The following is a 25,942-nucleotide window of genomic DNA, read 5'->3' on the forward strand; positions in this document are numbered from 1 at the left end:
AGGGCCCTGAGAGCATCCCAAGCCAACTTATTAAAGGCAGACAAGAAGAATGAAAGCTTACGCCGTACCTTTCGAGAAGTTCGTCAACCTGGCCGACGCCCGCCTGGGCACCAAAATCATCTCGGTCACCGATGACTGGTTCGCAGACGCCAATCGTCTGTTCCAACCGACTCCGGCCGTCTGGAAGGAGGGCGTGTTCGATGACAACGGCAAGTGGATGGACGGCTGGGAATCGCGCCGCAAGCGCTTTGAAGGCTACGACAGCGCAGTGATCCGCCTGGGCGTGCCTGGCTCGATCAAAGGCGTCGACATCGACACTTCATTCTTCACCGGTAACTTCCCGCCGTCGGCCTCCCTGGAAGCCTGCTTCCTGGCCGAAGGCGAGCCGAACGAAAACACCCAGTGGACTGAAGTGCTGTCCGCCGTGGAGCTGCAAGGCAACAGTCACCACTACCACGAAATCAACAACGACCAGGCCTTCAGCCACCTGCGCTTCAACATCTACCCGGACGGCGGCGTTGCCCGTCTGCGCGTGTACGGCATTCCGTTCCGCGACTGGTCCGCTGTGGGCGACAACGAGCAAGTCGACCTGGCTGCAGCCCTCAACGGTGGCCGCGCCCTCGCCTGCTCCGACGAACACTTCGGCCGCATGAGCAACATCCTCAACCCGGGCCGTGGCATCAACATGGGCGACGGCTGGGAAACCGCGCGTCGCCGTACACCGGGCAATGACTGGGTGATCGTCGCACTGGGCCACCCGGGCGAAATCGAGAAAATCATCGTCGATACCCTGCACTTCAAGGGCAACTACCCGGACAGCTGCTCGATCCAGGGCGCCTTCGTCAAGGGCGGTACCGACAGCCAGATCGAAACCCAATCGCTGTTCTGGCGCGAACTGCTGCCAAGCCAGAAGCTGGAAATGCACGCCGAGCACACCTTCGCCGAGCAGATCAAGGCACTGGGCCCGATCACCCACATCCGCCTGAACGTATTCCCGGATGGTGGTGTGAGCCGCCTGCGTGTTCTGGGCAAGGTCGCGAAATAAGCGTCGCCCCTAATCGCGGGCAAGCCCGCTCCCACAAGGAATTGTGGTGTACACACAACCTGTGGGAGCTGGCTTGCCAGCGATGACGATAGAACCAACAACACAGAATTCGGATAAGAACAGCATGCGCACACTGACGATTGAACCTTTGACCAAAGAAGCCTTCGCCCCTTTCGGTGACGTGATCGAAACCGACGGCAGCGATCACTTCATGATCAACAACGGTTCGACCATGCGCTTTCACAAACTGGCGACGGTGGAAACCGCCACGCCAGAAGACAAGGCGATCATCAGCATCTTCCGCGCCGACGCGCAGGACATGCCGCTGACCGTCAGCATGCTGGAGCGCCATCCGCTGGGCAGCCAGGCTTTCATTCCGCTGCTCGGCAACCCCTTTCTGATCGTGGTCGCGCCACTTGGCGATGTACCTGTATCAGGCTTGGTCCGCGCCTTCGTTACCAACGGCAGGCAGGGCATCAATTACCATCGCGGCGTCTGGCACCACCCGGTGCTGACGATCGAAAAGCGGGATGACTTCCTGGTGGTTGATCGCAGTGGCACAGGCAATAACTGCGATGAGCATTTTTTCAAAGAGGATGAGCGTTTGATCCTCGCCCCCCACCAATAAGAGAAGGTCTGATCACTCGACAACAGAGTGACAGGCGAGAGGTAAAGACTGTGGAAGCACATCTGTTGGAATGGCTGAACCTGAGCGTGCGCTGGGTTCATATGATTACTGGTGTGGCCTGGATCGGCGCATCGTTCTACTTCGTCTGGCTGGAAAACAACCTCAATCGGGTCAACCCGAAAAGTGGCCTGGCCGGTGATTTGTGGGCGATCCACGGCGGCGGTATCTACCACCTGGAAAAATACAAACTGGCCCCACCGACCATGCCGGACAACCTGCACTGGTTCAAATGGGAAGCCTACTTCACCTGGATGTCGGGGATCGCGCTGCTGTGCGTGGTGTTCTACTCCAACCCGACGCTCTACCTGCTGGCTCCCGGCAGCACCCTGAGCGGTCCTGAAGGCGTCGCCATCGGTATCGGCTCGCTGTTCATCGGCTGGTTCGTCTACTCCTTCCTGTGCGACTCGGCCCTGGGCAAACGCCCTGCCCTGCTCGGCTTCATCCTGTTCGTGTTGATCATTGGCGCCGCTTACGGCTTCAGCAAGGTGTTCAGCGGTCGTGGTGCGTACCTGCACGTCGGCGCAGTCATCGGCACCATCATGGTCGGCAACGTGTTCCGCATCATCATGCCGGCGCAACGGGCACTGGTGGCGGCGATTGCCGAGAACCGCACGCCGGATCCGGCGCTGCCAGCCAAAGGCTTGCTGCGTTCGCGTCACAACAACTACTTCACCTTGCCAGTGCTGTTCATCATGATCAGCAACCACTTCCCGAGCACCTACGGCAGCCAATACAACTGGCTGATCCTGGCCGGGATCGCGGTACTGGCGGTGTTGGTTCGTCACTACTTCAACACCCGTCACGACAGCCACAAGTTTGCCTGGACCTTGCCCGTGGCAGCGGTCGGCATGATCAGCCTGGCCTACGTCACCGGCCCTGCACCGATGACCAGCCCGGACGTGGCCAAGGCGCCTGCGAAGATCGAATACCAACCGCTGCCGGAAACGGCATTGGGTGGTGGTTTGAAACCCGCTGAAGCAAAACCCGCCGAGACGCCTGCTGCCGCTCCGGCACAAGCATCGAATGCAGGTCCTGGCTTCGACAAGGTGCACAGTGTGATTCAGGAACGTTGCGCGGTTTGCCACTCGGCCAAACCGACCAGCCCGCTGTTCAGCGCGGCTCCGGCCGGTGTGATGTTCGACACCCCCGAGCAGATCCGCCAGAACGCTGCGCGGATCCAGGCTCAGGCCGTCGCCAGCCAGATCATGCCCCTGGGCAACATCACCAAGATGACCCAGCAGGAACGTGACCTGATCGGTGCCTGGATTGTTCAGGGAGCCCAGACCAATTAAGCAATGCGAAAGCCTGTGATGAGCAGGCTTTTTTTGTGGCGAGGGAGCTTGCTCCCGCTGGAGTGCGTAGCGCTCCCGTTTTTTGGGGCCGCTTCGCAGCCCAGCGGGAGCAAGCTCCCTCGCCACAGGTCACCCTGATGCACAAAATCACAAGAATAAAAAAGATCCGAGGTGTTGCATGTCCGAGCTCTCCAAAGCGCGCATCCCCGACGCACCCGCCATTCAGCGTTTGCCCCTTTTGCAACTGATCCTGGTCGGTCTGCAACATGTTCTGCTGATGTACGGTGGTGCCATCGCGGTGCCGCTGATCATCGGACAGGCCGCTGGCCTGAGTCGTGAAGAAATTGCCTTTCTGATTAACGCCGACCTGCTGGTGGCTGGCATTGCCACCATCGTTCAGTCACTCGGCATCGGCCCCGTGGGCATTCGCATGCCCGTGATGATGGGCGCCAGTTTCGCCGCCGTCGGCAGCATGGTCGCCATGGCCGGCATGCCCGGTATCGGTTTGCAAGGAATCTTCGGCGCCACCATCGCCGCCGGGTTCTTCGGCATGATCATCGCCCCATTCATGTCCAAGGTTGTACGCTTCTTCCCGCCGCTGGTGACTGGCACGGTCATCACCTCGATCGGTTTATCGCTGTTCCCCGTGGCCGTGAACTGGGCCGGTGGCGGTGCTGCCGCCAGTCAATTCGGCTCGCCGATTTACCTGACCATCGCCGCACTGGTGCTGGGCACCATTTTGCTGGTGCATCGCTTCATGCGCGGCTTCTGGGTCAATATTTCCGTGCTGATCGGCATGTGCCTGGGCTATGTGCTCTGCGGCCTGCTTGGCATGGTCGACCTCAGTGGCATGGCCCAGGCGCCGTGGCTGCAGTTCGTCACCCCCCTGCATTTCGGCCTGCCGAAATTCGAACTCGCGCCGATCCTGTCGATGTGCCTGGTGGTGGTGATCATCTTCGTCGAGTCCACCGGGATGTTCCTGGCCCTGGGCAAGATCACCGGCCAGGAAGTCTGCCCGCGCATGCTGCGGCGCGGCTTGTTGTGCGATGCCGGCGCCTCGTTTGTCGCCGGTTTCTTCAACACCTTCACCCACTCCTCCTTCGCCCAGAACATTGGCCTGGTGCAGATGACCGGCGTGCGCTGCCGCTCGGTGACCATCGTGGCCGGCGGCTTGCTGATCGTCCTCAGCCTGTTGCCGAAAGCCGCGTTCCTGGTGGCCTCGATTCCGCCAGCGGTGCTCGGCGGTGCCGCCATTGCCATGTTCGGCATGGTCGCCGCGACCGGCATCAAGATTCTCCAGGAAGCCGATATCGGCGACCGGCGCAACCAGTTGCTGGTGGCGGTCAGCATCGGCATGGGCCTGATCCCGGTGGTGCGTCCGGAGTTTTTTGCCCACCTGCCGGTGTGGATGAGCCCGATCACCCACAGCGGTATCGCCATGGCCACGCTCAGCGCGCTGACCTTGAACCTGCTGTTCAACATCCTCGGCGGCGCCGAACGCGCAGCCATTAACGACTGCCACGCTCACTGACAGGTAACCATCCCCCCTGTAGGAGCGAGCCCGCTCGCGATGGACTCGAGACACCGCGTTTATCCAGGTAACACGCGTAATCGTTGACGACCATCGCGAGAAGGCTCGCGCCTACAGGGCAGGGGTTGCCTGCGCCTTAAACAATAAGAACAAGAAGGAGCAACAGATGATCCGCACACACACAAACCTGTTGTTGGGAGGCGGTCTGATGGCCGCCACTCAAGCCATGGCTGGCGATTTACTGCTGTGGCAAACCAACAGCCTGAGCTATCTGTACGGCAAGGATTTCGCGGTCAATCCGCCGATCCAGCAGACGGTGACCTTCGAGCACGCCGACCGCTGGAAGTACGGTGACAACTTCCTGTTTGTCGACAGTACCTACTACAACGGCAAGGGGGATCGAAACAAAGGCGTTCATGCCTATTACGGCGAGTTCAGCCCTCGCCTCTCTTTCGGCAAAATACTCGATCGCCGTTTCGAATTCGGCCCGATCAAAGACGTGCTGCTGGCCATGACCTACGAGAATGGCGAAGACAACAGCGAGGCCTATCTGATCGGCCCAGGTTTCGACCTCGCGGTACCGGGCTTCAATTTTTTCACCTTGAACTTCTATAACCGCCACACCGAAGGCTCGCGTCCCGGCGATGACGTCTGGCAAATCACGCCGGCGTGGTCCTACACCTTTCCACTGGGGCGTTCGAGCCTGCTGATCGATGGCTACATCGATTGGGTGGTGGACAACGACCAGAACTCACACGGCACCTATCACGCCAACCTGCACTTCAACCCGCAGATCAAGTACGACCTGGGCAAAGCCCTGGGCTGGCGCGAAAAACAGGTGTATGTCGGCGTCGAGTACAGCTACTGGAAAGACAAATACGGCATCTCAAACAACGCCAATCTCGACACCGATGAAAACACCACCAGCCTGCTGGTGAAGGTGCATTTCTAAGATGACCCGCAACCGTGCCCCAAACCTGTCGTCGGTGCGCTGTTGCGGGGCACTTGAGACCTGGCCGAGGAGTCAGTATTCTCCGCGGCCGCCTGAATCCGCTTTAAAAAAAAGCCCGGATTTAATTCCTGACCAGAAAGCCAACTTATCCCGGCTCTGGACGGTACCAAGGCATCCCCAAACCCCTCTCAATCGACTGTTCTTGAGCAGCCGAGCGGGAGTTTTTTTGCTTTTCGAATGCCTTGGCGCAGCTCTTGCTAACAGCACTAAAGCTGACCGAATGGATGATTTTTTATCGCAACAGAAAAAGGCGCCACACCAGAGCGCCGACCTTAAAAAAATGACGTGGAACCACCTACTTTTTTGGGAGCAACCGAATGAAACGTACGTGCACTAGCCTGATGCTGGCGGGGATGATGCTGGCAGGGGGCCAGGCCATGGCCGGCGATCTGCTGCAATGGCAGAACAACAGCCTGACTTATCTGTATGGCAGGGACTTCCGGGTCAACCCGACCATTCAACAGACGGTGACCTTCGAACACGCCGATGCCTGGAAATACGGCGACAACTTCATGTTCGTCGACAAGATTTTCTACAACGGAAAGGGCGACGCCTACGCCGGCTCGAACACCTACTACGGTGAAATCAGCCCGCGGCTGTCGTTCGGCAAAATCTTCGACAAGAAGCTCGAGTTCGGTCCGGTCAAGGACGTATTGCTCGCCATGACTTACGAGTTCGGTGAAAACGATACCGAGTCCTACCTGATCGGTCCTGGTTTTGACCTGGCGATCCCCGGCTTCGACTACTTCCAGTTGAACTTCTACAACCGCCACACCGAAGGCAGTCGTCCGGGCGACAACATCTGGCAGATCACGCCAGTCTGGTCCTACACCATTCCCGTGGGCGATTCGAGCATCCTGATCGACGGCTTCATGGACTGGGTGGTCGACAACGACACCAATGCCAAGGGCACCTACCACGCCAACCTGCACTTCAATCCGCAGATCAAGTACGACCTGGGCAAAGCGCTGAATATCGGTGCGAAGCAGCTATATGTGGGCGTCGAGTACGATTACTGGAAAAACAAGTACGGGATTGAAGACAGCGAGTCCTTCAAGACCGATCAGAGCGCGACCAGCCTGCTGGTGAAGTACCACTTCTGATCTGACGGCGTTTGTAAGGACGCCATCGCGGGCAAGCCACGCTCCCACAGGTTTCTGTGTCGTTCACATCTGGCGAAAGACACAAAACCTGTGGGAGCCCGCCTTGCTCCGGCCGGCATTCCGACGATGGCCGCGCCGCCGGCCTCAAGCCGAAACCGCAGGTTGCGCCAACCCCAGAAACCGGCACAGCTCTTCCTTCTTGGCCAGCGCGTCCCGCCGCCCCAATTCGATCAATTCGCTGCAATACCCCGCCTCGAACAACAGATAACTCAGCACCCCCGCCCCGCTGGTCTTGGTCGCGCCCGGCCCGCGCAGGAACAGGCGCAGTGCCGCCGGCAGTTCCTGGCGATGACGCGCGGCAATTTCATCGATGGGCTGACTGGGTGAAATCACCAGCACTTCCACCGGCGCCACGCCCAAAGCCCGGGTTGGCGTACCGTCGGGCAACAGGTGGCTGAACTGGTTCAGACGCTGCAGCAGCTCGATGTCACCTTCCAGGCTATCAATGAACGTACTGTTGAGCAGATGCCCGCCGATCTGCGCCAGGGACGGTTGCTGACCGGTGTAGGCGCGTTGCAGTGGCTGCTCCGGGTCGAAACCCCGCGGGTTGCCGCTGACCCCCACCACCAGCACTCGACTGGCCCCCAGGTGCAGCGCCGGGCTGATCGGCGCCGATTGGCGCACCGCACCATCGCCGAAATACTCCTCGCCGATTTTCACCGGGGCGAACAGCAGCGGAATCGCCGAACTGGCGAGCAAATGTTCAACGGACAATTGGGTTGGAATGCCGATTCTTCGATGACGCAGCCAGGCGTCAATCGTGCCGCCCCCTTGATAGAAGGTGACGGCCTGACCCGACTCGTATCCGAACGCGGTGACGGCTACCGCATGCAACTGCTTTTGCGCGATGGCTTCGGCGATGCCGTTCATCTGCAATTTGCTGTTGAGCAGCCTGCGCAACGGTGAGCTATTGACCAGCGCCACCGGGACCCGGGCGCCCAGTCCGAGCAAGCTGTGGCTGACAAAGCGGCTGGCCTGGTGGATCACCCCCGGCCAGTCGCTGCGCAACACCAGGTGGCTGCGAAAACCTTGCCAGAACGCGGTCAGACGCTCGATGGCCGCGCGAAAATCCGTCGCTCCACTGGCCAGACTGACGGCGTTGATTGCCCCGGCGGAAGTGCCGACGATCACCGGAAACGGATTGTCCGCGCCCAACGGCAACAGCTCGGCAATCGCCGCCAGGACGCCGACCTGATAAGCCGCCCGCGCCCCGCCGCCGGAAAGAATCAACCCTGTAACCGGTTCCTTTGGACTCATGCACAACGCTCCATGGTGCTTGATGGGATGTCACTGTAGAAGCGAGCCGGCTCCGGGCGGCGCTCCGACGAAGGTCGTCAACGGTAACGCCAGGAGTCTGACATTCCACGGCGCTCTCGGGTTTTTCGCGAGCAGGCTCGCTCCTACGAGGGATCGTGGTTCAACCGCGTTTGGCGTACAGCTTGGGCTCACCGGGTGGACGGCTCTTGAAGCGGCGATGGGCCCAGAGGTATTGCTCAGGGTGTTCGCGCAAAACGCCTTCGATCCACTGGTTGATACGCAGGCAGTCGGCCTCTTCGGTTTCGCCGGGAAAGCCTTCAAGCGGCGCGTGAATCACCAGGCGATAACCGCTGCCGTCCGCCAGGCGCTCCTGGGTGAAGGGCACCACCCATGCCTTGCCCAGCCGTGCGAACTTGCTGGTGGCAGTGACCGTGGCCGCCTGGATGCCGAACAACGGCACAAAGATACTTTGCTTGGCGCCGTAGTCCTGATCCGGCGCATACCAGATCGCCCGGCCTGAGCGCAGCAATTTGAGCATGCCGCGCACGTCCTCGCGCTCGACCGCCAGCGAATCGAGGTTGTGCCGCTCGCGGCCACGGCGCTGAACGTAATCGAACAACGGGTTTTTGTGTTCGCGGTACATGCCGTCGATGGTGTGTTGCTGGCCGAGCAGCGCCGCGCCGATTTCCAGCGTGGTGAAATGCAGCGCCATCAGGATCACGCCCTTGCCCTCGCGCTGGGCCTGCTTCAAATGCTCCAGCCCTTCGACGTGGGCCAGTTTCGCCAGGCGCTTGCGCGACCACCACCAGCTCATGGCCATTTCAAAAAAGGCGATGCCGGTGGAGGCGAAGTTTTCCTTGAGCAGGCGCTTGCGCTCGGCAGCGGTTTTTTCGGGGAAACACAGTTCCAGATTGCGCTTGGCAATGCGCCGTCGGTCGCCGGCCACGCGATACATCAAGGCACCCAGCGCACGACCGATCCACAGCAATGCCGGATACGGCAACTGCACAATCAGCCACAACAGCCCCAGGCCGCACCACAGCGGCCAGAAGCGCGGAGAAAGAAAGGTTGTTCGAAAACGCGGGCGATCCATTAAAGGTTCCGAAATGACAATGGCCGCGCATTCTACATCGTTCGACCCGGCTTGCGGCCTGCGGGCGTTCTCGTTATAAGTCTCGGCACTTTTAGTGACAAGTCGCTGTATGCCAACCATGAGCCAAACCGAACCGCTAGACCAAGATCCCGTGTTCCAGCTGAAGGGCAGCATGCTCGCCATTACGGTGATGGAACTGGCCCGTAACGACCTCGAAAGCCTTGACCGGCAACTGGCCGCCAAGGTCGCCCAGGCGCCGAACTTCTTCAGCAACGCGCCGCTGGTACTGGCCCTGGACAAACTGCCGGCCACCGAAGGCGCGGTCGACCTGCCCGGCCTGATGCGCGTTTGCCGCCAACATGGTTTGCGCACCCTGGCGATCCGCGCCAGCCGCATCGAAGACATCGCGGCCGCGATTGCCGTCGATCTGCCGGTGTTGCCGCCCTCCGGTGCCCGCGAGCGTCCGCTGGAGCTGAACGAAGGGGTGGTAGCGAAAAAACCGGAAAAACCACCGGAGCCGACCATCAAGCCGACGAAAATCATCACCTCACCGGTGCGCGGCGGTCAGCAGATCTATGCCCAGGGCAGCGACCTGGTAGTGATCTCGTCGGTCAGCCCGGGGGCGGAACTTCTCGCCGATGGCAACATCCATGTATACGGCCCGATGCGTGGCCGTGTGCTGGCCGGGGTCAAAGGCGACACGAAAGCCAGGATTTTCTGTCAGCAAATGAGCGCTGAACTGGTTTCCATCGCCGGTCATTACAAGGTTTCCGAAGACCTGCGTCGCGATCCTCTATGGGGTTCGGGCGTACAGGTGAGCCTGTCGGGCGATGTGTTGAACATCATTCGGCTTTAACGGATACTGCCGCATTTTCCAAGCATCTCTAAAACGTAGCGAAAACGGCTCAAACGAAGTAGGAAAAAGGTCGAAAGCAGTGTTTACCGGGGGTAAACGCCGCCAGGGACCGGGTTCCAGCCAAGGCTGTCCGACTGCAGTAGTTTTCAAGAGATGTTTTTCAGGGGCTAAAAGTCCTTTTTCCTTAGGGGTGAAACACCTTGGCCAAGATTCTCGTGGTTACATCCGGCAAGGGTGGTGTGGGTAAGACCACCACCAGCGCCGCTATCGGTACCGGCCTCGCTTTGCGCGGTCACAAAACAGTTATCGTCGACTTCGACGTCGGCTTGCGTAACCTCGACTTGATCATGGGTTGCGAGCGCCGCGTGGTGTATGACTTCGTCAACGTCGTCAACGGCGAAGCCAACCTGCAACAGGCCCTGATCAAAGACAAGCGCCTGGAAAACCTCTACGTGCTGGCCGCCAGCCAGACCCGCGACAAAGACGCGCTGACCGTTGAAGGCGTGGAAAAAGTCCTGATGCAACTCAAGGAAGACTTTGAGTTCGTGGTCTGCGACTCCCCGGCCGGCATCGAAAAGGGCGCCCACCTGGCCATGTACTTCGCTGACGAAGCGATTGTCGTGACCAACCCGGAAGTGTCCTCGGTTCGTGACTCCGACCGCATGCTCGGCCTGCTGGCCAGCAAGTCCCGTCGTGCCGAACAGGGCCAGGATCCGATCAAGGAGCACCTGCTGATTACCCGTTACCACCCGGAGCGTGTCAGCAAAGGCGAAATGCTCGGCGTAGAAGACGTCAAGGAAATCCTCTCGGTGACCCTGCTCGGTGTGATCCCGGAATCCCAGGCGGTGCTCAAGGCATCCAACCAGGGTATTCCGGTCATTCTCGACGACCAGAGCGATGCCGGCCAGGCCTACAGCGATACCGTTGACCGCCTGTTGGGCAAGACCGTGGAACATCGTTTCCTCGATGAAAAGAAGAAGGGATTCTTCGAGCGCCTGTTTGGAGGCAACTAAGCAATGAACCTTTTTGACTTCTTTCGTGCCAACAAAAAGCAAAGCACCGCGTCGGTAGCGAAAGAGCGTCTACAGATCATCGTGGCGCACGAACGCGGCCAACGCAGCACCCCGGACTACCTGCCGGCCTTGCAGAAGGAACTGGTCGAGGTGATCCGCAAGTACGTCAATATCGGGTCCGATGACGTGCACGTCGCACTGGAAAGCCAGGGCAGCTGCTCGATTCTGGAACTCAACATCACCCTGCCCGATCGCTGAGTCGATCCGGCAGGAGCCACGGCGGCTCGATCATTCGAAACGCCTTCCCTGTGGGAGCTGGCTTGCCAGCGATAGCATCAACGCGTTGTGACAGTCAGACCGCGTTGCCTGCATCGCCAGCAAGCCAGCTCCTACAGAGAGGGGCGTATGAATGATCGAACCGCCGTTGGCGTTTGTAACGAGGCTGTTTAATGCCGTTGTCCAATATCCATATCATTCATCAGGACGCCGCCGTGCTGGTGGTGAACAAGCCGACCCTGTTGCTTTCCGTCCCCGGCCGGGCCGACGACAACAAGGACTGCCTGATCACCCGCCTGCAAGAAAATGGCTACCCGGAAGCGCGAATCGTCCACCGACTGGATTGGGAAACGTCCGGCATCATTCTGTTGGCCCGCGACCCGGACACGCATCGCGAATTGTCTCGGCAGTTTCACGACCGCGAGACCGAAAAAGCCTACACCGCACTGTGCTGGGGTCAGCCGGAACTCGACAGCGGCAGCATTGACTTGCCGCTGCGCTACGACCCGCCGACCAAGCCACGCCATGTGGTCGACCATGAATTCGGCAAACATGCCCTGACGTTCTGGCGCTTGCTGGAACGTTGCGGTGACTGGTGCCGCGTCGAACTGACGCCGATCACCGGTCGCTCGCATCAACTGCGCGTGCACATGCTGTCCATCGGACATCCGCTGCTGGGCGACGGGCTCTACGCCCACGAACAGGCACTCGCCGCCTGGCCGCGACTGTGCCTGCATGCCAGCATGCTCAGTTTCACCCATCCCCAAACGGGCGAACGCCTGCGCTTCGAGTGCCCGGCACCGTTCTAATCCACGGGCGCAAAACCTGTGGGCGAGCTTGCTCGCGATGAGGCCGGCACATCCAGCGGGATGCTGGCTGACACTCCATCATCGCGAGCAAGCTCCCACAGGGTTCTCCTCCAGATTCAATATCTGCGCCCGCCTCAACCATCAGTGCGGCGCCATTTACCAGGCCAATACGTTAAACTGGCGCCATTGCTGTCTGGAGTTAACACATGCGCGAAGAGTTGAACCAAGGCCTGATCGACTTCCTCAAGGCCTCCCCCACCCCCTTTCATGCCACCGCCAGCCTGGTTCAGCGCCTGGAAGCGGCGGGCTATCAGCGCCTCGACGAGCGCGAGCCATGGAACACCGAGGCCAATGGCCGCTACTACGTCACCCGTAACGACTCCTCGATCGTCGCGGTCAAAATGGGCCGTCATTCGCCGCTGCATGGCGGTATTCGCCTGGTTGGCGCCCACACGGACAGCCCGTGCCTGCGGGTCAAGCCGCAGCCGGAACTGCAGCGCCAGGGTTTCTGGCAGCTGGGTGTCGAAGTCTATGGCGGCGCACTGCTGGCCCCCTGGTTCGACCGCGACCTGTCCCTGGCTGGCCGCGTGACGTTCCGCCGCGACGGCAAGGTCGAAAGCCAGTTGATCGACTTCAAGGCACCGATTGCGATCATCCCGAACCTGGCCATTCATCTCAATCGCGAAGCCAACATGGGCTGGGCGATCAATGCCCAGACCGAGCTGCCACCTGTGCTCGCGCAATTTGCCGGCGACGAACGCGTGGATTTCCGCGCCGTGCTCACCGACCAACTCGCCCGCGAACACGGGCTGAACGCCGACGTCGTGCTCGATTACGAGTTGAGCTTCTACGACACCCAAAGCGCTGCCGTGATCGGCCTGCACGGCGACTTCATTGCCGGCGCGCGCCTGGACAACCTGCTGTCGTGCTACGCCGGCCTGCAAGCGCTGCTAAATGCCGACACCGAAGAAACCTGCGTATTGGTCTGCAACGATCACGAAGAAGTCGGTTCCTGTTCGGCCTGCGGCGCGGATGGCCCGATGCTGGAGCAGACGCTGCGCCGCCTGTTGCCCGAAGGTGATGAATTCGTACGGACCATTCAGAAATCCCTGCTGGTTTCGGCCGACAACGCCCACGGCGTACACCCCAACTACGCCGACAAACACGACGCCAACCACGGCCCGAAACTCAATGCCGGCCCGGTGATCAAGGTCAACAGCAACCAGCGTTACGCCACCAACAGCGAAACCGCCGGGTTCTTCCGCCACCTGTGCATGGCTGAAGAAGTGCCGGTGCAAAGCTTTGTGGTGCGCAGCGACATGGGCTGCGGCTCGACCATCGGTCCGATCACCGCCAGTCATCTGGGCGTACGCACCGTGGACATCGGCCTGCCGACCTTCGCCATGCACTCGATCCGTGAGCTGTGCGGCAGCCATGACCTGGCGCACCTGGTCAAGGTACTGAGCGCGTTCTACGCCAGCCGCGAGCTGCCGTAACCCTTGAAAAACATCGCGGGCAAGCCCGCTTCCACAGGGATTCGCATTAACCTGTGGAAGCGGGCTTGCCCGCAATGACATCAGCCAATTCAACGCAAAGTTCATGATTGCAGTGATGCATTTCTGATACACCTCACTGCACCCCATCAAAAGCCGCCTAAACTTTAACCATCCCTTTCGACAAGGCAGTCGCCATGATCTCGCTCTCCTCGTTCCACGCCATGCTGGTCCCGATTCTGGTCGGAATGATCCTGCTGGCCATCGGTTTCAATTTTCGCGACAAGAATCTCGGCGTGTTCGCCATGTGGATCGGCATGCTCACCATCCTCGCCACCGTGGTGTTCAAGATCCTCGCCAAACTCAACGAATAAATCCTCACCCCGACTCGCATTGATTTTCACGGGCTCGTACACTCGATCGACCCGCTCATCCCGAGGTTGACCGCCTAGTGTTCGCTCGCCTGTTCGCCCTACCGTGCCTGTTCCTTGTCTGCCTCATGACGCTGCTGCCGATGGCGCCTGCCCAGGCGGTCGGTTTGCCGGGCCTGCTCAACAGCTCGGGGAAGACCCAGCCCGAGGCGCAAGTGCCCTTGGGGCAATCCCTGGACGAAGTGATCAAGTCACTGGAGAACGATCAACAGCGCACCCAGTTGCTGGCAGACCTGAAGAAGCTGCGCGATGCCACGAAAAAGGCACAACCCACCGCGGAAGAAGGCGTGCTGGGGCTGATTGGCGGGACCCTGGCCAGTTTCGAAAAACAGTTTTCCGGCGTCGACAGCCCGATCACTCGCTGGTCCGACGAGTTCGACCTGGCCAAGGACGAACTGACTGCACTGGTGCTGCCGGCCAGTGAGTGGCTGCCGATGGTCTTCGCCTTCGCCATGATCCTGATGGTCTGGAGCCTGTTGGCGGCGGCGCTGATCTGGGTCAGCCATCGGGTGCGCATGCGCTTCGGCCTGACCGAAGAACTGCCGCAACACCCCAGGGCCCTGGACATGTTGCGTTTCGCCCTGCGCAAACTGGGGCCGTGGCTGATAGCCCTGGTCATCACGGTGTACATGAGCTACGCGCTGCCTTCGTCGTTGGGCAAGAGCCTGGCCATGGTGCTGGCGTATGCGCTGGTGGTCGGCACCTGTTTTTCGGCGATCTGTGTGATCGCCTTTTCCTTGCTCGACGGTCCCCACCGCCACCGCGCCTTGTACATCCTCCGGCATCAGGCCTTTCGGCCGTTATGGCTGATTGGCAGCTTCGCCGCGTTTGGCGAGGCGTTGAACGACCCACGCCTGATCGACGGCCTTGGCGTACACCTGGCGCATACCGCCGCGACCGTGGCCAACGTATTGGCGGCGCTGTCCACCGGGTTGTTCATCCTGCGTTTCCGCCGGCCGATTGCCCACTTGATCCGCAATCAGCCACTGTCCCGGCGCCTGACCCGCCGTGCCCTCAGCGATACCATCGATATCCTTGGCACCTTCTGGTACGTGCCGGCGCTGGTGCTGGTGGGGATTTCCCTGTTCGCCACCTTCGTCTCGGCCGGCGACACCAGCACCGCGCTGCGACAATCGCTGATCTGTACCGTGCTGCTGGTGTTGTGCATGGTCATCAACGGGCTGGTGCGCCGCCATGCCCTCAAGCCGCAGCGCGGGGGCAAGCGTCACGCACTGTACTCGGAACGCTTGAAAAGCTTCTGCTATACCCTCGCCCACCTGCTGGTGTGGCTGGCGTTCATCGAACTGGGTCTGCGGGTCTGGGGCATGTCGCTGATCCGCTTCACCGAAGGCGACGGGCATGAGGTCAGCGTCAAACTGTTCAGCCTCGGCGGCACCCTGATCTTTGCCTGGCTGATCTGGATTCTCAGCGATACCGCCGTGCATCACGCCCTCACCCGCTCGCGCAAAGGCCCGGCCAATGCCCGTGCACAGACGATGATGCCGCTGATCCGCAACGTGTTGTTCGTGGCGATTTTCATCATTGCGCTGATCGTCGCCCTGGCGAACATGGGCATGAACGTCACGCCGCTGCTGGCCGGTGCCGGTGTGATCGGCCTGGCGATCGGTTTCGGCGCCCAGTCGCTGGTGGCCGACCTGATCACCGGGCTGTTCATCATCATCGAAGACTCCCTGGCCATCGATGACTACGTTGACGTCGGCGGTCACCTGGGTACCGTCGAAGGCCTGACCATTCGAACCGTGCGCCTGCGGGATATCGATGGCATCGTCCACACCATTCCGTTCAGCGAAATCAAAAGCATCAAGAACTATTCCCGGGAATTCGGCTACGCGATCTTCCGGGTCGCGGTGCCTGCCAGCATGGACATCGACAACGCGATCAAACTGATGCGCGACGTCGGGCAGAAAATGCGCACCGATCCGCTGCAACGGCGCAACATCTGGTCGCCACTGGAAATTCAGGGCGTGGAAAGTTTCGAGTCCGGCAACGCGATTCTGCGCGCCCGGTTCAAGACCGCGCCGATCAAGCAGTGGGAGGTTTCGCGTGCCTTCAACCTGTCACTCAAACGCCATCTGGATGAAGCGGGCATGGACCTGGCGACACCGCGAATGAGCGTGCAAGTCATCACGGCTGGCGGCGGCCCGCAGAAGGAATAGCCCCCAACGTCTCAGACCACATCCACACCGACATGAATCGCATCATGTCGCCAGAACTCCAGATCGCAGTCGATCAGGCGTTCATGCTGATCGTAATTGACCCGCGCGATACTCAAGCCCGGGCTGCCCACCGAAACGCGCAAAGCCGCCGCCGCATCGGCCGACAACGCGGTGGGCACAATCTCGAAGCGCACCCGGCCGTAGTGCAAATCGTAGTGTCGCGCGTACAACTCAGTGATCGACTGATTCAAATCGAACGCCAGAATCCCCGGAAAATACTGCGGGTTGAGGTAGTGCTCCACGTACAGTACCAACCGCCCATCGATACGCCGCGAGCGACAAATCTGAATCACGCTCGACAATGCCGGCAGTTGCAACCAGGCACAGACCGCCGCTGACGCCGGTTGCAATCGCGCCGAAATCACCTCGGTAGATGGCACCCGCCCCTGGGCGCTGACCATCGCGTGAAAGTGGCTGCGCTGCATCAGGTTATAGGCCAGGCGCGGTGGCGAGACGAACCAGCCACGTCGCTCTTCACGATAAATCTGCCCCTGGGCTTCCAGTTGCAACAAGGCCTCACGCACAGTGATCCGCGTGGTGCCAAACAGCTCACTGAGCTTGCGCTCGGCCGGCAACTTGCTGCCGGGAGCCAACAGCCCATGGTCGAGCTGCTCCTGAAGCACCTGGCCAATGGCTGTCACCGCTTTTACTGCCTCATCGCGCATCAATGTTACCTATCTGGACTAGACCAGCACTGTTTCGGGGCGGAACCGCACGACAAATCGGCTCGATCAACGTTCTGCAAGCGTAGGCAGTGCAGATGACTGAGAGATGACAACCTACCGAACGGTCATTCCGAACGTTATCCAAGGGTCGATTGAAAACCTGCAATTCACCGGCCAAGTGCCCTGTCTAGCGGGTCTTTGCCCATGGTCTACGCTTACCGGGCACCCTCCAATATCGGCCACATAAAAGTCTTGTCGGGCGACGAACGACATCAAAGTGTCATCGAGTCCCCTTAAATTGGCTCAGGTATTGCTGACCTAGACCAACACAACCGCAATCGCAGCGTTGAAAACGCCCATAGGAGCTTCGGAATGAAACAGCTTTTCCTGGCATCACTGTTAGGCTCGACCATTGCCATGTGCACCGCCGCCATGGCGGCTGATGATTTGAAAACCCTGGAAGCCGCTGCGAAAGCGGAAGGCGCAGTCAATAGCGTCGGCATGCCCGATGACTGGGCTAACTGGAAAGGCACCTGGGACGACCTGGCCAAGACTTATGGCCTCAAGCACATCGACACCGACATGAGCTCGGCGCAGGAAATCGCCAAGTTCGCCGCCGAAAAAGACAATGCCAGCGCCGACATCGGCGACGTCGGTGCCGCCTTCGGCCCGATCGCGGTCAAGCAAGGCGTGGTGCAACCGTACAAACCTTCGACCTGGGACCAAGTGCCTGACTGGGCCAAGGACAAGGACGGCAACTGGGCACTGGCCTACACCGGTTCCATCGCCTTTATCGTCAACAAGAAGTTGCTGCACGGTTCCGATGTACCGACCAAGTGGTCCGACCTCAAGGACGGCAAATACAAGGTTTCCATCGGTGACGTGAGCACCGCCGCCCAGGCCGCCAACGGCGTACTGGCAGCCGCACTGGCCAATGGTGGTGACGAGAAAAACCTGCAACCTGCCTTGCTGATGTTTGCCGATATCGCCAAACAGGGCCGCCTGTCGATGGCTAACCCGACCATCGCCACCATGGAAAAAGGCGAAATCGAAGTCGGCGTGGTCTGGGATTTCAACGGCCTTAGCTACAAAGCCAAGATGGCCAATCCGGATGACTACGTGGTGCTGATCCCGTCCGATGGCTCGGTGATTTCCGGCTACACCACCATCATCAACAAATACGCCAAGAACCCGAACGCCGCCAAGCTGACCCGCGAGTACATCTTCAGCGATGCCGGCCAAACCAACCTGGCGCGCGGCAACGCCCGTCCGATCCGCGCCGAACACGTGAAACTGCCGGATGACGTGAAGGCCAAGCTGCTGCCTAACGAGCAGTACAAGAACGTCACGCCGATCAAGGACGCGGATGCGTGGGAGAAGACTTCCAAGGCACTGCCGCAGAAGTGGAACGAAGAAGTCATTGTCGAAATGAAGTGATGCTGTACCCCGCCAATTGACGGGCCAATGGAAATCCCTATGGGAGCGAGCCTGCTCGCGATAGCGCACTTGCATTCAGCACACTTGTTGACTGGCAGGGCGCCTTCGCGATCAGGCTCGCTCCCACAGTGGACCGAGTGAGTTCCGAATTCCCGTTTCACGGAGTCATTGCCCCTATGAAGCACAACGTCATCCTTGTCGTGCTCGACGGCCTCAGCTACGAGGTTGCCCGGCACGCCATGGGGCACCTGCAGGCTTATGTCGGCGCAGGACGCGCAGCGCTCTACAAACTGGAGTGCGAGCTGCCGGCCCTGTCCCGACCGCTCTACGAATGCATCCTGACCGGTGTCACGCCGATCGACAGCGGCATCGTGCACAACAACGTCTCGCGCCTGTCCAGCCAGCGCAGCATCTACCACTACGCCAGGGATGCCGGCCTGAAGACCGCCGCGGCGGCCTATCACTGGGTCAGCGAGCTGTACAACCGTTCACCGTTCGTGCCTGCCCGGGATCGCCATACCGACGACCCGGATCTGCCTATCCAGTACGGCCACTTCTACTGGAACGATCACTACCCCGACTCGCACCTGTTCGCCGACGCGGAAAACCTGCGCTTGCGCCATGCGCCGAATTTTCTGTTGATCCACCCCATGAACATCGACGATGCCGGGCACAAGCACGGTCTCGACACCCCGCAGTACCGCAACAGCGCCCGTTCGGCCGACATCATCATCGCCGACTACCTGCAAGGCTGGCTCGACGCCGGTTACCAGGTACTGGTGACGGCGGATCACGGCATGAACAACGACCGTTCCCATAACGGCCTGTTGCCAGAAGAACGCGAAGTACCGCTGTTCGTGCTCGGCGATGCCTTCAGTTTCAATGCCGACGCGGCACCGAAACAGACGGACATTTGCGGCACGGTCTGCGAGCTGCTGGGCGTGCCCCATGACAAACCCGTGTGCCGGGAGTTGCTCAAGTGAATGCCATGACTCGCGGCAAATGGCTGGCAGCCTTGTGCCTGGTGCCCTTCGCACTGTTCTTTATCGTGTTCGAAATCGCCCCGCTGGCATGGGTGATGATCAACAGCCTGGATTCGGAAGAGTTCGGCTGGGGCCTGGCCAACTTCAGCAAAATCTTCAACTCGAAGTTCTACCTGCAGGCGATCCAGTACAGCCTCGAGATCAGTTTCTGGTCCAGCGTATTCGGGATCATCATCGCCGTGCTCGGCGCGTATTCGCTGCGGCGGGTCGACTCGAAACTGCGCAACTTCGTCAACGCGTTCGCCAACATGACCAGCAACTTTGCCGGCGTGCCCCTGGCCTTTGCGTTCATCATCCTGCTGGGCTTCAACGGCAGCTTCACCATCATGCTCAAGCAGGCGGGGATCATTCAGGATTTCAACCTGTACTCGAAAACCGGGCTGATCATTCTCTACACCTACTTCCAGATTCCCCTCGGCGTACTGCTGCTCTACCCCGCTTTCGACGCCCTGCGCGAAGACTGGCGCGAGTCCGCGGAACTGCTCGGGGCGAACGGCTGGCAGTTCTGGCGCCACATCGGTTTGCCGGTACTGACACCGGCACTGCTCGGCACCTTCGTGATTCTGCTGGCCAACGCCCTCGGCGCCTACGCCACGGTGTACGCCCTGACCACCGGCAACTTCAACGTGCTGCCGATCCGTATCGCGGCGATGGTCTCGGGGGACATCTCCCTCGATCCGAACCTGGCCAGTGCCCTGGCCGTGGTGCTGGTGGCCTTGATGACCCTGGTGACCATCGTGCATCAGCTGCTGTTGAAGAGGAGCTACCATGTCTCGCGCTGAATTGGGCCCCGTGGGCATTTACCATCGGGTGGTGGTGTACCTGCTGTTTGCGATCCTGTTGTTACCGTTGCTCGGTACGTTTATCTATTCGATTTCCAGCAGTTGGTCGGCCACGATTCTGCCCAGCGGTTTCAGTATCAAATGGTATGCGCAGCTGTGGAGCGATCCACGGTTTCTCAGTGCCTTCGGCCAATCGCTGCTGGTCTGCATCGGCGCGCTGATTCTCTCGGTGGTGCTGATTCTGCCGCTGCTGTTCGTGGTGCATTACCACTTCCCGAAACTCGACGCGCTGATGAACATCCTGATCCTGCTGCCGTTCGCCGTACCGCCCGTGGTGTCCTCGGTGGGTTTGTTGCAGCTCTACGGTTCCGGACCGTTTGCGATGGTCGGCACGCCCTGGATTCTGATCGGTTGCTACTTCACCGTCGCGTTACCGTTCATGTATCGGGCGATCACCAACAACCTGCAAGCGATCAACCTGCGCGACCTGATGGACGCCGCGCAACTGCTCGGCGCCAGCACCTTTCAAGCGGCGTTCCTGGTGGTGCTGCCGAACCTGCGCAAGGGCTTGATGGTGGCGTTGCTGCTGTCGTTCTCGTTCCTGTTCGGTGAGTTCGTGTTCGCCAACATCCTCGTCGGCACCCGTTACGAAACCCTGCAGGTCTACCTCAACAACATGCGAAACAGCAGCGGCCACTTCACCAGTGCGCTGGTGATCTCCTACTTCTTCTTTGTGCTGGTTCTGACCTGGGCGGCCAATATCTTGAACAAGGACAAAAGCGAATGAGCTATGTCAGCGTCCAACATCTTCAAAAGAATTACGCGGGCACCACGGTGTTCAGCGACATCAACTGCGAAATCCAGAAAGGCGAGTTCGTCACCCTGCTCGGCCCGTCCGGTTGCGGCAAGTCGACGCTGCTGCGCTGCATCGCCGGCCTGACCTCGGTAGATGGTGGCAAGATCCTGCTCGATGGTGTTGATATCGTCCCTTTGAGCCCGCAAAAACGCGGAATCGGCATGGTGTTCCAGAGCTACGCCTTGTTCCCCAACATGACCGTGGAGCAGAACGTCGCCTTCGGTCTGCGCATGCAAAAGGTCAACGCCGACGACAGCCACAAGCGCGTTGCCGAAGTGCTGAAACTGGTCGAGTTGAACGACTTTGCCTCGCGCTACCCGCATCAACTGTCTGGCGGCCAATGCCAGCGCGTGGCCCTCGCCCGCTCGCTCGTCACGCGACCACGCCTGTTGCTGCTGGATGAACCGCTGTCGGCGCTTGACGCGCGAATTCGTAAACACTTGCGCGAACAGATCCGTCAGATCCAGCGCGAACTGGGCCTGACCACGATCTTCGTCACCCACGATCAGGAAGAAGCGCTGACCATGTCTGACCGCATTTTCCTGATGAATCAGGGAAAAATCGTACAAAGCGGTGACGCCGAGACCCTGTACACGGCGCCAGTGGATGTGTTCGCCGCCGGTTTCATCGGCAACTACAATCTGCTGGACGCCGACGCCGCCTCGAAGCTGCTGCAGCGGCCGATCAGCCATCGCATCGCCATTCGCCCGGAGGCCATCGAGCTGAGTCTCGACGGCGAGCTGGACGCGCAGGTGCGCAGCCACAGTCTGTTGGGCAACGTGATCCGTTACCGCATCGAAGCACGCGGCGTGGAGTTGGTGGTGGATGTGCTCAACCGCTCGACGTCCGATCTGCACCCCGATGGTCAGCGCCTCGCGCTTTCCATCGATCCGACGGCGCTGTGTGAGGTAGCCTGATGCCCTTGTTGATGTTGAAGAGAGAACTGCACTGATGGCCCTGGCAATTTTTGATCTGGACGAAACCCTGATCCACGGCGATTGCGCCTCGCTGTGGAGCGAGCAAATGGCCCGTCTCAACTGGGTCGACGGCGAATCCTTCCTGCGCCGCGACAGGGAATTGATGGACGCCTACGGCCGGGGCCACCTGGCCATGGAAGACTACATGGCCTTCAGTCTCGAACCGTTGATCGGGCGCACGCCGGAAGAGATCGAGCACTTGGTCAGTCCATGGGTGGAGGAGATCATCGAACCGATCATCTTCAGCGGCGCCACCCGCGCCATTGCCGAGCACCGCAAGCTCGGCGATCGCATTCTGGTGATCTCCGCCTCGGGCACGCACCTGGTGCGACCGATTGCCGAACGCCTGGGCATCGACGAGATTCTCGGCATCGAGCTGGAAGTGGCTCACGGTGTCTACACCGGCCAAACCGTGGGCACTCTGACCTACCGCGAAGGCAAGATCACCCGGCTGCTGGAGTGGCTGGATGCGGAAGAGGAAAACCTGGAAGGGGCGAGTTTCTACTCCGACTCACGCAACGATTTGCCGTTGCTGTTGAAGGTGGATTTCCCGCATGTGGTCAATCCGGATCCGGTGCTCCTTGGGCACGCCGAGAAAGCAGGCTGGCCGATCCACCTCTGGAAATAACAACGATCCCCTGTGGGAGCTTGCTCGCGATTCAGGCGACGCGGTTTAGCTGTCAAACCGCGTCATCGTTCATCGCGGGCAAGCCACGCTCCCTCGGGATTCAGCTCAAGCTTTCGTCGATCACCAATACCACCTTCCCCGCTACCTTGTTGCTCGCCAGCTCCGCGAACGCCGCTTCGGCGTCCTTGATCGCAAAGGTCCTGGCCAATTGCGGGCTCAACCGCCCTTCGGCAAACAGCGGCCACACATGCTGGCTCAGATCACTGAAAAGATCGGCCTTGAACTGCTCGTCGCGGCTGCGCAGGGTCGACCCCAGCAACTGCACGCGCTTGGCCAGTACTTGAGCCAGGTCCAGCTTCGCCTCGCGGCCACCCATCAGGCCAATCAGCACCCAGCGTCCGTCCTGCGCCAGCAGCTTGAGGTTCAACGCCGAATAATTACCGCCCACCGGGTCGAGGATGACATTGAACGGTCCCAGGTCGCTCAAGCTCTCCAGGTCGGTGGTGCGCACCACGCCACCCTGGGCTCCGAGCGCTTCGCAATACGCCAGACGCTCGGCAGACCCCACGCTGACCCAGCACGGGTTACCAAACGCCTTGCACAACTGAATGGCAGCTGAACCAATTCCACTGGCGCCGGCGTGCAGCAGAACTTTTTCACCTGGCTTGAGCGCTGCAAGTTGAAACAAGTTCAACCAAACGGTCGCATACACTTCCGGCAACGCGGCGGCTTCGACCAATGACATTCCGTCGGGAACCGGCAACACATGCCGTCCGTCGACAACCACCTCTTCGGCCATCCCGCCCCCGGCCAGCAAGGCGCAGACCCGATCCCCCAATTGCCAGGACGAGCCCGGCCCGACCTCGCTGATCACCCCCGAACACTCTAGACCGAGCACCTGGCTGGCCCCCGGCGGCGGCGGATACAAACCTGCTTTCTGCAACAAATCGGCACGATTGAGACCTGCTGCCGCCACTCGGATCCGAACTTGGCCGACATCACATGCCGGACTTGGCTCTTCAACCCACTCCACTTGACCGTCAACGCCTTGCAATGCTTTCACAGTGCCTCCATAGTGAGTCTGGACTGAGCCCGAAGCTGTAGCGCCGGGCTTTTTGCATCATGCGACCGGCCCTTGTGGAACCGGCGACTTCAAAGACGGCCTAATATGCGTTATCAATTGTCCCCGCGTCGAATCAACATGAAGCGTTTGTTCCCCAGCACCGCCCTCGCCCTATTCATCGGTATCGGCCTGTTGCCGATGTCGAGCAGTTCTTTCGCAGCCAACAGCTGGGACAACCTTCAACCTGACCGTGACGAAGTCATCGCCAGTCTGAACGTCGTGGAGTTGCTCAAGCGTCATCATTACAGCAAGCCGCCGCTCGATGACGCGCGCTCGGTGATCATCTACGACAGCTACCTCAAGCTGCTGGATCCGTCGCGCAGCTACTTCATGGCCAGCGACATCGCCGAATTCGACAAGTGGAAGACCCAGTTCGACGACTTCCTCAAAAGCGGCGACCTGAACGCCGGGTTTACCATCTACAAGCGCTATCTGGACCGCGTCAAATCGCGTCTGGACTTCGCCCTTGCAGAGTTGGGCAAGGGCGTCGACAAGATGGACTTCACCACCAAGGAAACCTTGCTGGTCGATCGCAAGGACGCCCCTTGGCTCAAATCCACCGCTGAACTCGACGACCTGTGGCGCAAGCGCGTCAAGGACGAAGTGTTGCGGCAGAAGATCGCCGGCAAGGACTCCAAACAAATCCAGGAAACCCTGACCAAGCGCTACAAGAACCAATTGGCGCGCCTGGACCAGACCCGTGCGGAAGACATCTTCCAGGCGTACATCAACACCTTCGCCATGTCCTACGACCCGCACACCAACTATCTGTCGCCGGATAACGCGGAAAACTTCGACATCAACATGAGCCTGTCCCTGGAGGGCATCGGCGCCGTGTTGCAGAGCGATAACGATCAAGTGAAAGTCGTGCGCCTGGTGCCGGCAGGTCCGGCGGACAAGACCAAGCAGGTTGCACCGGCCGACAAGATCATCGGCGTTGCCCAGGGCAATAAAGAGATGGTCGACGTGGTCGGCTGGCGCCTGGACGAAGTGGTCAAGCTGATCCGCGGCCCGAAAGGCACCGTGGTGCGCCTGGAAGTGATTCCGGCCAGCAATGCGCCGAACGACCAGACCAGCAAGATCGTGCCGATCACTCGCGAAGCGGTGAAGCTTGAAGATCAGGCGGTGAAAAAATCGGTCCTCAACCTGAAGCAGGATGGCAAGGACTACAAGCTCGGTGTCATCGAGATCCCGGCGTTCTACCTGGACTTCAAGGCATTCCGTGCCGGCGATCCGGATTACAAGAGCACCACCCGCGACGTCAAGAAACTGCTGACCGAGTTGCAGAAAGACAAGGTCGACGGCGTGGTCATCGACCTGCGCAACAACGGCGGCGGCTCCCTTCAGGAAGCCACTGAGCTGACCAGCCTGTTCATCGACAAAGGTCCGACCGTGCTGGTGCGCAACGCCGACGGACGAGTCGATGTACTGGAAGATGAAAATCCGGGTGCGTTCTACAAGGGCCCGATGGCGTTGCTGGTCAACCGCCTGTCCGCCTCGGCCTCGGAGATTTTTGCCGGCGCCATGCAGGACTACCACCGCGCGTTGATCATCGGCGGCCAGACCTTCGGTAAAGGCACCGTGCAGACCATCCAGCCGCTGAACCATGGCGAACTGAAGCTGACCCTGGCCAAGTTCTACCGGGTTTCCGGCCAGAGCACCCAGCATCAGGGTGTACTGCCGGACATCGATTACCCGTCGATCATCGACACCAAGGAAATCGGCGAGAGCGCCCTGCCGGAAGCCATGCCGTGGGACACCATCAAGGCGGCCATCAAGCCTGCGGTCGACCCGTTCAAACCGTATATCAGCCAGCTCAAATCCGAGCATGACGTGCGTACGGCCAAGGACGCGGAGTTCGTGTTCATTCGCGACAAGCTGGCCCTGGCGCAGAAACTGATGGCAGAAAAAACCGTCAGCCTCAATGAAGCCGACCGTCGTGCGCAACACGCCGATATCGAAGCCAAGCAACTGGCCATGGAGAACATTCGTCGCAAGGCCAAGGGCGAAGAGCCACTCAAAGAGCTGAAGAAAGAAGACGAAGACGCCATTGCGGCCGAGCCGGACAAGACCAAGCCAGAAGACGACGCCTACCTGAGCGAGACCGGGCGCATTCTGCTGGACTACCTCAAGCTCAACACCGCGGTAGCCAAGCACTAAGATGATGGCAATTTAATGCTGACGCTCCCCGGAGCGTCATCAAACAGTCATCATTCTGTCGTGAAATAGAGGACT

At 60.0% G+C, this 25,942-nt stretch carries 24 protein-coding genes; 20 read left to right on the forward strand and 4 right to left on the reverse strand.

The features are described from left to right. The first annotated feature begins 49 nt into the window (after nt 1-49). From alc to ACVWYU_RS12970, 6 genes are all read left to right on the forward strand, one after another. Nucleotides 50-1,045, forward strand: a complete 996-nt coding sequence (gene alc, locus ACVWYU_RS12945) for an allantoicase (RefSeq protein ID WP_090324060.1) — start codon at nt 50-52, stop codon at nt 1,043-1,045. A 124-nt stretch (nt 1,046-1,169) separates the two neighbouring features. Beyond that, on the forward strand, nt 1,170-1,673 hold the full coding sequence (locus ACVWYU_RS12950; RefSeq protein ID WP_085716886.1) for an ureidoglycolate lyase: 504 nt from the start codon (nt 1,170-1,172) through the stop codon (nt 1,671-1,673). Nucleotides 1,674-1,723: 50 nt separating this feature from the next. Beyond that, complete coding sequence (locus ACVWYU_RS12955) at nt 1,724-3,025, forward strand: urate hydroxylase PuuD (RefSeq protein ID WP_457372849.1); 1,302 nt, start codon at nt 1,724-1,726, stop codon at nt 3,023-3,025. Between the two features lie 178 nt (nt 3,026-3,203). Beyond that, a complete protein-coding gene (locus ACVWYU_RS12960) occupies nt 3,204-4,556 on the forward strand; it encodes a nucleobase:cation symporter-2 family protein (RefSeq protein WP_090324063.1) in 1,353 nt (450 codons plus the stop codon). A 166-nt stretch (nt 4,557-4,722) separates the two neighbouring features. Next, the gene (locus tag ACVWYU_RS12965; protein ID WP_390956880.1) at nt 4,723-5,508 is read left to right on the forward strand and encodes an outer membrane protein OmpK; all 786 of its coding nucleotides are present in this window, start codon (nt 4,723-4,725) and stop codon (nt 5,506-5,508) included. Nucleotides 5,509-5,885: 377 nt separating this feature from the next. Next, the gene (locus ACVWYU_RS12970; RefSeq protein WP_390956881.1) at nt 5,886-6,671 is read left to right on the forward strand and encodes an outer membrane protein OmpK; all 786 of its coding nucleotides are present in this window, start codon (nt 5,886-5,888) and stop codon (nt 6,669-6,671) included. Nucleotides 6,672-6,815: 144 nt separating this feature from the next. Here ACVWYU_RS12970 and ACVWYU_RS12975 read toward each other — a convergent pair whose 3' ends face one another. Further along, nucleotides 6,816-7,988 (reverse strand): patatin-like phospholipase family protein, encoded by a 1,173-nt coding sequence (locus tag ACVWYU_RS12975; RefSeq protein ID WP_457372850.1) that lies wholly within the window; start codon nt 7,986-7,988, stop codon nt 6,816-6,818. A 160-nt stretch (nt 7,989-8,148) separates the two neighbouring features. After that, complete coding sequence (locus tag ACVWYU_RS12980; protein WP_090324071.1) at nt 8,149-9,081, reverse strand: lipid A biosynthesis lauroyl acyltransferase; 933 nt, start codon at nt 9,079-9,081, stop codon at nt 8,149-8,151. A gap of 118 nt (nt 9,082-9,199) precedes the next feature. Here ACVWYU_RS12980 and minC point away from each other — a divergent pair, with 118 nt between their 5' ends. The 7 genes from minC (at nt 9,200) to ACVWYU_RS13015 (ending at nt 16,136) form a co-directional block, all read left to right on the forward strand. Further along, a complete protein-coding gene (gene minC, locus ACVWYU_RS12985; protein WP_457372851.1) occupies nt 9,200-9,937 on the forward strand; it encodes a septum site-determining protein MinC in 738 nt (245 codons plus the stop codon). A 200-nt stretch (nt 9,938-10,137) separates the two neighbouring features. Continuing rightward, a complete protein-coding gene (minD, locus tag ACVWYU_RS12990; protein ID WP_090324072.1) occupies nt 10,138-10,950 on the forward strand; it encodes a septum site-determining protein MinD in 813 nt (270 codons plus the stop codon). 3 nt (nt 10,951-10,953) lie between these two features. After that, nucleotides 10,954-11,208, forward strand: coding sequence for a cell division topological specificity factor MinE (gene minE, locus ACVWYU_RS12995; RefSeq protein WP_007974947.1), 255 nt, complete (start codon nt 10,954-10,956; stop codon nt 11,206-11,208). Between the two features lie 191 nt (nt 11,209-11,399). Further along, on the forward strand, nt 11,400-12,035 hold the full coding sequence (locus tag ACVWYU_RS13000; RefSeq protein ID WP_457372852.1) for an RluA family pseudouridine synthase: 636 nt from the start codon (nt 11,400-11,402) through the stop codon (nt 12,033-12,035). Between the two features lie 206 nt (nt 12,036-12,241). Further along, nucleotides 12,242-13,531 carry a M18 family aminopeptidase gene (locus ACVWYU_RS13005; RefSeq protein ID WP_090324075.1) on the forward strand — a complete coding sequence of 430 codons (1,290 nt, stop codon included), beginning with the start codon at nt 12,242-12,244 and terminating at the stop codon, nt 13,529-13,531. A gap of 194 nt (nt 13,532-13,725) precedes the next feature. Continuing rightward, a complete protein-coding gene (locus tag ACVWYU_RS13010) occupies nt 13,726-13,902 on the forward strand; it encodes a hypothetical protein (protein ID WP_162842378.1) in 177 nt (58 codons plus the stop codon). 77 nt (nt 13,903-13,979) lie between these two features. Next, nucleotides 13,980-16,136, forward strand: a complete 2,157-nt coding sequence (locus tag ACVWYU_RS13015; protein ID WP_457372853.1) for a mechanosensitive ion channel family protein — start codon at nt 13,980-13,982, stop codon at nt 16,134-16,136. Between the two features lie 11 nt (nt 16,137-16,147). Here ACVWYU_RS13015 and ACVWYU_RS13020 read toward each other — a convergent pair whose 3' ends face one another. Continuing rightward, nucleotides 16,148-16,861 (reverse strand): UTRA domain-containing protein, encoded by a 714-nt coding sequence (locus ACVWYU_RS13020; RefSeq protein ID WP_457372854.1) that lies wholly within the window; start codon nt 16,859-16,861, stop codon nt 16,148-16,150. 372 nt (nt 16,862-17,233) lie between these two features. On the opposite strand from ACVWYU_RS13020, the gene ACVWYU_RS13025 reads away from it, so the two are divergent. From ACVWYU_RS13025 to ACVWYU_RS13050, 6 genes are all read left to right on the forward strand, one after another. Next, the gene (locus tag ACVWYU_RS13025) at nt 17,234-18,298 is read left to right on the forward strand and encodes an ABC transporter substrate-binding protein (RefSeq protein ID WP_090324082.1); all 1,065 of its coding nucleotides are present in this window, start codon (nt 17,234-17,236) and stop codon (nt 18,296-18,298) included. Between the two features lie 176 nt (nt 18,299-18,474). Beyond that, nucleotides 18,475-19,281 (forward strand): alkaline phosphatase family protein, encoded by an 807-nt coding sequence (locus ACVWYU_RS13030; RefSeq protein ID WP_457372855.1) that lies wholly within the window; start codon nt 18,475-18,477, stop codon nt 19,279-19,281. 5 nt (nt 19,282-19,286) lie between these two features. Beyond that, nucleotides 19,287-20,123, forward strand: coding sequence for an ABC transporter permease (locus ACVWYU_RS13035; protein WP_457372927.1), 837 nt, complete (start codon nt 19,287-19,289; stop codon nt 20,121-20,123). After that, complete coding sequence (locus tag ACVWYU_RS13040; RefSeq protein WP_090324088.1) at nt 20,110-20,910, forward strand: ABC transporter permease; 801 nt, start codon at nt 20,110-20,112, stop codon at nt 20,908-20,910. Before ACVWYU_RS13035 ends, ACVWYU_RS13040 begins: the two co-directional genes overlap by 14 nt. Beyond that, nucleotides 20,907-21,896: an ABC transporter ATP-binding protein gene (locus tag ACVWYU_RS13045; protein WP_090324090.1), complete on the forward strand. Its 990-nt coding sequence runs from the start codon at nt 20,907-20,909 to the stop codon at nt 21,894-21,896. Before ACVWYU_RS13040 ends, ACVWYU_RS13045 begins: the two co-directional genes overlap by 4 nt. A gap of 34 nt (nt 21,897-21,930) precedes the next feature. Continuing rightward, on the forward strand, nt 21,931-22,584 hold the full coding sequence (locus ACVWYU_RS13050) for an HAD family hydrolase (protein WP_457372856.1): 654 nt from the start codon (nt 21,931-21,933) through the stop codon (nt 22,582-22,584). Between the two features lie 100 nt (nt 22,585-22,684). On the opposite strand, the gene ACVWYU_RS13055 is transcribed toward ACVWYU_RS13050, so the two are convergent. Next, nucleotides 22,685-23,647 (reverse strand): NAD(P)H-quinone oxidoreductase, encoded by a 963-nt coding sequence (locus tag ACVWYU_RS13055; RefSeq protein WP_390956888.1) that lies wholly within the window; start codon nt 23,645-23,647, stop codon nt 22,685-22,687. A gap of 138 nt (nt 23,648-23,785) precedes the next feature. Here ACVWYU_RS13055 and ACVWYU_RS13060 point away from each other — a divergent pair, with 138 nt between their 5' ends. Then, nucleotides 23,786-25,867 carry a carboxy terminal-processing peptidase gene (locus ACVWYU_RS13060; protein ID WP_390956889.1) on the forward strand — a complete coding sequence of 694 codons (2,082 nt, stop codon included), beginning with the start codon at nt 23,786-23,788 and terminating at the stop codon, nt 25,865-25,867. Nucleotides 25,868-25,942: the final 75 nt, after the last annotated feature.

The sequence above is a fragment of the Pseudomonas sp. TE12234 genome (genome assembly GCF_054061835.1).